The following is an 8,495-nucleotide window of genomic DNA, read 5'->3' as shown; positions in this document are numbered from 1 at the left end:
TCTTTAAAAATTTCATTGTATCGTGCTTTCTGTTGTTATTTAACTCTATCTCCATTTTTTCTATAAATTCTAAAAAATTTATATTCTTTATATTTTTTATTTCCCTAAAAAAATATCCTACCTCTTTTTCAGTAGAATATGAAAGATGTAAATATTTTTCTGCAAATTTTATTATGTCTTTATCTTCTATAAATTTATATTCCATTCTTTACTCCAATCGCTTCTAGCGAAATTAAAACATTTTTTCTTACACAAATTTTAGAGTTTACTCTTCATATATTTTATTTTTTTCTATCTATCATATCTGTGTCAAAATTTTAGTTTTTAGTTATAAGTTTTTAACTCATCATTAATTTTCAATAGTAAATAGATAAACTATACCGTCTTCCCCTGTATCTCCATAATACCCTTTTCGGATATTGATCTTTTCAAACCCTAAACCTTCATATAATTTAATAGCAGGGTCATTGGATACTCTGACTTCTAATATCAAATTTTTATCCAAATCTTTCAAGACCGAAGAAAGAAGTTTTTTTCCCAGTCCCTTTTTTCTATAATTAGGAGAGATTGCTATCTTTATTACTTCATATACATCTATACTATCAAGTAATATTATATAACCTGCTAACCTATTTTTATTGAATATTCCAAGAAATTTATAAACTGGCTTCCCATACATATCAGCCAAAGTTGATATTCTATAACTATTTATAAAAGAAATTTCCTCTATATCAAAAAGATCCATCAATTCATTTTCTTCTATTTCTCTTATATCTATCATTTTTCTATCATGCTCCTATTAATTTTCTACTATGCTTAGGTAAAACTCTTTTTAAATTCTATTTTAATATTCCAATTCTATTTAACGGCCAGAACCTTACAAAAGCTTTTCCTTCGATCCTATGCTGAGCTACAAATCCCCAAAATCTAGAATCAGAACTTCCATCAGTATTATCTCCTAAAGCTAAGAAATAATCCTCCGGTATAACAGCTTCTACAGTTTTTCCAACAAATAATTTTTTTAATACCTCTTCATTATGGATGTAATCTAATATCATTCCTGTTCTTTTTCCATTTATATAAAATTCTACATCTGGTAATACTTGAGATAGTGCTCCCGGAGCATCTAATAAAGATTTTTGAATTTTAGCTACATCTATATGTCTTTCTTTAAATTCATCACTATAATTCCCCATAGGAACTATCATCAATTTATCTCCTTTTTTAGGAACTATCCATTGATTATAACCTAAGTTTCCTAAATTAGAATATCTTCTCTCCGACACCTTTTTACCATCTATTATTAACCGTTGTCCTTCTACCTCTACAGTTTCGCCAGGTAATCCCATAAGTCTTTTTGTATAAAGCACCTTATTTTGAACTGGTTCTTTGAATACTATAATATCTTCTCTTGAAGGCTCAGTAAATTTATAAAGCACCATATTTCCAAATAACCTATCTCTTGGAACAATAGTTGGAATCATAGACCCCGTTGGTACCATAAAATTTCCTAAATAAAATTTTTGAATTATAAGCACTAAGATTAATGCTGACCCAATTGCTTCAGTAAAATTAACAGTTTTTTTTACCCCTGTCTTTGCAACTTTAGATCTTATCTTTAATATACTTATTATAAAATCTGAAAATCTATCTCTGTAAATTCTTATCCATGCTACCACTTTTTTCTCTTTTAACCATAAGAAAATAAAAAAAGTTGTAAGTATCGCATAAAATATCCCGTTTATTATCAATTTATTAGTTTCCATATTAGCTCCTAATCCTCCTTTAAATTCCCTATAATATCTACATATTTTACCATATTTATCATTTTTTTTCTATGAATAAAAACCTTTAAAACCAACGATTACCATCTATTATTTTTCAACTAATTACAAACTATATTTTTGATTGAGCGCTTTTAAGATTGCAAAGGTCTCTAAATCCATTTCTCCCGTTACCCTGATCGGCCTAAAATGAGATTGAAAAGCTCCTATAACCTTTATAGTTTCTCCATCATTTTTACCACTTATTTTTATCCCATATCCATATCTTCTAAGCTCCATCTGAATATCTGCTTCACTATATTTTTCATATAGTCCTTCATCATAAAATTTATGAAAATCTTCATCCTCATACCAAGCTCCCACACCATATTCCTTATACAATTGCTCCCACGGAAACATAGGCCCTGGATCTTGTTTTCTTGTCGGTGCTACATCTGAATGTCCCAATATATTTTTAGGAGATATCTTATATTCTTTTACCAAATCTTGTAAAAGTCTTCCTATTTTTTTTATTTGATAGTCCTTATAGGGATAAAACTTCCTATTTGCTATATTTTTAACTTCATTTTCCATATCTAAGTCTACAATCATTTTCTTATATCCTTTATTAACTATCTCTATTCCTATAGAACTATCATTTAAATTAGTTCTACCTGCAAACTCACTTATACCTGCATGCCATGCTCTTTTTTCAAGAGATACTAATTGATATATAGGGTCCTGTCTTTTATCTGTTACCAAATAATGAGAACTTACTTTTTCTTGGGTTAAAGCTCTAATTGATCTTTCTCTATCTATTGCTGTATAATGAAGAATTATAAACCTCACCCTCTCACTGTATCCTGTTGCCTTATAGGTTTTACTATCTATTCTATAACAAGATGTAAAAATCATTGCTCCTACTATCAGTAATATTATTTTCCCCATAGTCCACCCCACTTATTTATTTAATGATTTATATTAGTATTATAACATGGTTAAAAGGAAATATCAGTTTCAAAAAAAAAAGAAGGTCTCCTATTTAGGATACAGAAACCTTCTTTTTCTTGCGCATATTATTAAACTCTTTTTCTATAGATCTTAACAAAGGTTACTGTTTAATTAATCCTTCTTTTTTTAAATACTTTATAGCCACTTCTCTAGGAGAAATATCTCCATCACTAACCATCAAATTTAATTCTTGCATCTCAGAATCACTTATTCTAGTACTTAAACTATCAATAATATTATAACATTCTGGAAACTTTTCTTTAAATCCTTTTCCTAATAGAGGAGCTACATTATATTCTGGGAAATATTGTTTGTCATCTTCAATTATTTCAAATCCATATTTTCTTATTCTTCCATCTGTTCCAAACCCTACAGAAATATCGACTCTATCATTCTTTAATGCAGTTAGTAACAACCCTGAGTCCATACCTTTTACTTCGTTGAATTTGAAACCATATTCTTTTCTCAATCCTACTAAACCATCAGGTCTATCTATAAAATCCATATCTATTCCTAAAGTAAACTTATCTTGAAAGTTGTTTAAATCTGATATTTTTTTTATATTATTTTTTTTCATAAACTCTGGTTTAGCTAAGAATACATAAGTATTATTAAATCCAAGAGGAGTTGATATTTCCATACCATATTTTTCTTTTAAAGTATTCTTTACAATGTTGTAGGTTTCCTTAGGACTATATTTTTCTGTTTGGTTTAGAATAGAAGTATAAGCCGTTCCTGTATATTCAGGATACATATCTATTTCATTATTTGCAAGAGCATTAAATACTACCTGAGTACCTCCAAATTCTAATACTCTAGTCTTTAGATCTGTACGATTTTCTATTAATAGAGAATACATTTGGCCTAATATTCTTTGCTCGGTAAAACTTTTATGCCCTATAATTACTGTATGTTCCTTAGCCTTCCATTTGTTGTAATGACTCACAGAGGATGCAAGTAAAGGCATAAAGAACATAGCTAATCCTAAAGCTATAATTGGAGTTTTGAATTTATGAACCCAATCTGTATGAATTGAGTTTTGAATTGGTTTAAGAGCTCTTTCAATAAGCCCAAATATATTATTTATAAAAACAGCTAGTAGGGCTGCTGGTATAGCTCCCATCATAACAAGAGTATTGTTCCCAGTGGATATCCCTCTAAATATAAAGCTTCCTAGTCCTCCAGCTCCTATAAGGGCTGCTATTGTAGCAGTTCCTGCACAAGTTACCGATGATATTTTTACTCCACCCATGATTATAGGAATAGAAAGTGGAAGTTCCACTTTCAATAATATCTCTTTTCTACTCATTCCCATTCCTCTAGCTACTTTTAAAAGGGTTTTATCTATCCCGGTTATGCCTATATAGGTATTTGTAATTATTGGAAGTAAGGCGTAAAGAAATAGCACTACTATAGACGGAACTAATCCTATGCCTAAAAATGGTATAACTAAACCAAATAATGCTAAACTAGGTAATGTTTGAAATACTCCTGCAACCCCTAATACAGCTTTGGCCAGCTTTTCTCTTTTTGAAATGAATATTCCTAAAGGAATCCCTATTAAAATAGCCACTCCTACAGATAAAAACGTTATTTCCAAATGTTGCCATAGAGCTATCAATATTTCAGAATAATTTTTAATAAACATTATCTTCTCCTCCTTCTGGTTTTATTTTGTAGATTACATTTAGTAAACTAGTCGGAGTAACCATCCCTACTAATATGTTTCCTTTTTCTATCACAGGAACTACCTTGTTTTGAGATTCTTCAACCTTAGTCAAAGCATCTAAAAGATTATCTTTTTTTGCTAAACTTAATAGCTGTTCTACCATTATATCTTTCATAACTATCGTTGGAGAGGGATCTTGTTTAAATAAAAGTTCTTTCGATACTTTCCCAACTAATTGACCTTTGTCTACAACAAAAACAAAATCTTTATCAAAATCTTTCATTTTCTCAAAAGCCTTAGATAAATTCATTCTTGGACTTACTGTTGGAACTCTTTTTCTCATGATATCTTCCACAAGAAATAATTCAGGAGTCTTCCAAAGTCGATCCTTACCTATAAAATATTCAACAAATGAATTAGCAGGGTTTTTTAATATCTCTTCTGGTGAATCAAATTGTAATAAATTTCCATCCTTCATTATAGCTATCTTATCGGCTATTTTTATAGCTTCATCCATATCATGAGTTACAAAAATTATAGTTTTACCCAATTCTTTTTGTAAATCTATTAATTCATCTTGTAGGCTCCCTCTGGTTATTGGATCTAGAGCTGAAAAAGGTTCGTCCATAAGTAATATTTCTGGATCTGTAGAAAGTCCTCTTGCTATTCCTACTCTTTGTTGTTGACCACCAGATAATTCGGCAGGATATTTGTCATAGTCGCTTTCCTCTAAGTGAACTAAGTTCAATAACTCAAGAGCTTTTTCTTTTCTAATTTCTTTTTTTACTTTTTGTAGTTCTAAAATAGCTTCTATATTTGTACCTACTGTCATATGAGGAAATAACCCTACTTTCTGGACCACATATCCTATACTTCTTCTTAGTTTTACCGGATCTATCTTAGAAATATCCTGTCCTGCTACCATAATCGTTCCACTACTTGGTTTAATAAGTCTATTTATAAGTTCCATCATTGTGGTTTTTCCACACCCACTCTCACCAATTATGCAGTAGATTCCACCTCTATCAAACTTTAAATTTATATTTTTAAGCACTTTCTGGTTCTGATAATTTTTGTATATTCCTTTTAATTCAATCATAAATCCTCCTTCGTACAATAAAATAGAACATCATAAGCACTATTTAGGTTTTGCTTTTATAAGCTTGTATTATTTAAAACCTTTACATAACTAATAAAAAAACACCCCAACTCAAATATCCTTAAGGATAATAGAGTTAGAGTGTTTAAGTTTCGTCGTTATGACTGACTTTATACTACAAAATAGTAGTATAATCATTGCCTAATTTATAAGACATTAAATAAACCCCAGTTCTAAATTAATAATTTTTCAAGAGACATTTACTCGTTATAAATAATTCAATTCCATACTACTATTTCGTTTAAAAATAATACTACAAACCTCTATATTCTAAGTACTTGTCTACTTTACTTCACCAATATTAAAAACTTACATCTTCATTTTACTTCAATTTCAAAACATTGTCTATTATTATTCTGATTTAGTATTCATTTTTAGCACTTTTTAGCTTTTATCAATATTAAAAGAAAGTTTTATAATACAAAAACTTAACATTCTAAGACGTCTAAAAAAATATCTCTATCGTTTAAATCTAAATATTTGTTATTCTATTCAATATAGTGTAAACTTTTAGTAATTCTAAAAAACATATAAAAATGGAGGTATTATGAAATTATTTATGATAATTATGACTCTTTCTTTTCTTATTTCTTGCACTAAGAAAGAAGTTGAAAAAGAGAAAAAAACATTTAAACTCATTGAAACAAGAGATATCAAGAATTTAGGAGCTACAAGTTATACTTACGAACATATAAAAACAGGTGCTCACGTTATTTATTTAGATGACAAATCTCCTGAAAAAGTTTTTGGTATCGCATTTAAAACTCCTGTAGTAGACGATAGTGGAGTTAATCATGTATTTGAACACGCTGTTTTACAAGGTTCAAAAAAATATCCAGATAAAAATTTATTTTATGAACTAGATACCAAAAATATCCCATCATTTTTAAATGCCATGACTGGTCAGGACTATACAGTCTATCCATTCTCAGCAGTAGAACCAAAATCATTTGATAACCTGATGGATATCTATTTAGATGCAGTTTTTAATCCCTTGGTATTAGAAGATGAAAACACCTTAAAAAGAGAGGGATGGAGATACGATAGAAACCCTAATAATGATGAATTAATCATAAATGGGATCGTCTATAATGAGATGAAAGGAGCTTTTTCTAATCCATATAGAAATCTATCCTTTAGAATGAACAGACTGATGTATCCAGATGAAATGGCAAACTACAGATTTTCTTCTGGTGGGTTACCTAGTAGCATCCCTAATTTAGATCTAGATCACTTGAGAAAAACTCACGAAAAATATTATACTCCTTCTAATTCTGTTGTAGTCTTAGCAGGAAAACAAGATATAAATAAAAGTCTAGCTAAATTAAACGAATACTATAGCCAATATAATAAAACAGAAGTTGCTAAAATCGAGAGTCAGAATACACAGTTAAAAGATGAATTTCATAACGAGAGTTATCCAGCTCCTAAGGGATCTCCAAATATCTATATTTACGGAACTCTTATGAAACCAAAGACATCTCTTCCAGAACTTATGTTTATAACATCTCTTTTGGCCGACTATGAGATTTCTCCATTAAAAAAATTATTTGTGGATGAGAAATTCAGCGGTAGTTTCGGACTATATAATGATAGAACTATCCAACCAAGAGGATATTACCTTATTCAAGGTGCAAAAAAAGAAGAAGTAGATAAATTTAGAAAATTGATGGATGCTAAGATGAAAGAAATTGTTAAAACTGGAGTAGATCCAGAGATAGTTGAACTAGCTCTGAGAGACTATAAAAAACAACTAGCTAAATCTCAATATTCCAAAGAAAGAGCATCTGATCTCACAACTAGTATTGCTACAAGTTATTTTTACTATGACAAACCATATCTATTTATCTCTGAAGATAAGATAAAAATATTAGAAGAATTAGCTAATAACCCTGAAAAAATTAAGCAACTAATAAAAGAATACTTTGTAACTAATACCAATAAATTAGAAATTTTCTTCACTCCAGACGAAAATCTGTTAGCTAAAAATGAAATACTGGAAAAAGAAAAATTAAATGAATTTGAAAAAAATCTAAATAGTAAAGAATTGGATGATTTAAATAGTGACATAAAAAAATTCAATGTATGGTCAAAAGAACCTGTAGATAAGAAAATTATTGATTCCATTCCTAGTGTAAAACTAAGTGACCTTTCTGATTCTGAAATTCCAACTGTAAAAAGAAAGGAAGAGTCTATAGATGGAATAAAATTTGTAGACAACGATATCAATACCTATGACATCAACTTAGTCTCTTTAAAATTTGATGCCAGTGGTTTAGATCAATCTGAAAAATTAGATTCAGAATTATTTTCATATCTGATGACAACTAGTAGTACCAAAGACTTTTCATTTGAGGAAATATCTAATAATTTAACTAAATATTTTTTCAAACTTAGTTTAAATAACAGAACTTCTCTTCTAGAAAATGATAACATCGCTAGGAGATTTGTAATAAACTTTGAATATCTTCAAGATGATAAGGCAGAAATATATAGTACACTAGAAAATTTATTCTTAGAAGGGAATTTCGATAATAAATTAGAAATCAAAAAGAGATTAGAAGGTCTTCGTGATTCAATCTTAACTAGTTCTTCAGATGCAAATGTTATCAACAGAATGTCGGTAATAAAAGCTATGTCTATGATCAATCCAAACTATAACTATTATTTAGATGAAGAAGTTAATTTTGGTGGTAGAGGTTACTATGTTTATCCTCCTATGCTTACGAAGTTAAATAAAATTTTAGAAAATTATGATGAAAATTTTATACAATTACAGGAAGATATGAAAAACATCAGAGAAAAAATATTTAATAAACATAATTTACTTATTTTCTATGCCAACAGAGGAAATTATCAAAATTTTAAAACTGATATTACACCTCTCTTAAGT

At 29.1% G+C, this 8,495-nt stretch carries 7 protein-coding genes; 1 reads left to right on the top strand and 6 read right to left on the bottom strand.

What is annotated here, in order from left to right:
* The 6 genes from WBG30_RS10370 to WBG30_RS10345 all read right to left on the bottom strand — a co-directional run.
* A partial coding sequence (locus WBG30_RS10370) for a hypothetical protein (RefSeq protein WP_424504582.1) occupies positions 1 to 205 on the bottom strand: 205 nt, incomplete at its 3' end.
* 144 nt (positions 206 to 349) lie between these two features.
* Positions 350 to 781: a ribosomal protein S18-alanine N-acetyltransferase gene (rimI, locus tag WBG30_RS10365; RefSeq protein ID WP_424504581.1), complete on the bottom strand. Its 432-nt coding sequence runs from the start codon at positions 779 to 781 to the stop codon at positions 350 to 352.
* A gap of 58 nt (positions 782 to 839) precedes the next feature.
* On the bottom strand, positions 840 to 1,766 hold the full coding sequence (gene lepB, locus WBG30_RS10360) for a signal peptidase I (RefSeq protein ID WP_424504580.1): 927 nt from the start codon (positions 1,764 to 1,766) through the stop codon (positions 840 to 842).
* Positions 1,767 to 1,889: 123 nt separating this feature from the next.
* Positions 1,890 to 2,711 (bottom strand): N-acetylmuramoyl-L-alanine amidase, encoded by an 822-nt coding sequence (locus WBG30_RS10355; protein WP_424504579.1) that lies wholly within the window; start codon positions 2,709 to 2,711, stop codon positions 1,890 to 1,892.
* A 163-nt stretch (positions 2,712 to 2,874) separates the two neighbouring features.
* A complete protein-coding gene (locus WBG30_RS10350) occupies positions 2,875 to 4,422 on the bottom strand; it encodes a glycine betaine ABC transporter substrate-binding protein (RefSeq protein WP_424504578.1) in 1,548 nt (515 codons plus the stop codon).
* Positions 4,412 to 5,542: a betaine/proline/choline family ABC transporter ATP-binding protein gene (locus tag WBG30_RS10345; protein ID WP_424504577.1), complete on the bottom strand. Its 1,131-nt coding sequence runs from the start codon at positions 5,540 to 5,542 to the stop codon at positions 4,412 to 4,414. Before WBG30_RS10345 ends, WBG30_RS10350 begins: the two co-directional genes overlap by 11 nt.
* Before the next feature lie 607 nt (positions 5,543 to 6,149).
* On the opposite strand from WBG30_RS10345, the gene WBG30_RS10340 reads away from it, so the two are divergent.
* Positions 6,150 to 8,495: insulinase family protein (locus WBG30_RS10340; protein WP_424504576.1), on the top strand; the 2,346-nt coding region annotated here is incomplete at its 3' end.

It is taken from the genome of Psychrilyobacter sp. (assembly GCF_049671765.1).
Taxonomy (GTDB): Bacteria; Fusobacteriota; Fusobacteriia; order Fusobacteriales; family Fusobacteriaceae; genus Psychrilyobacter.
Note: the sequence above shows the minus strand (reverse complement) of the source record. Positions and strands in the feature narration are given on the sequence as shown.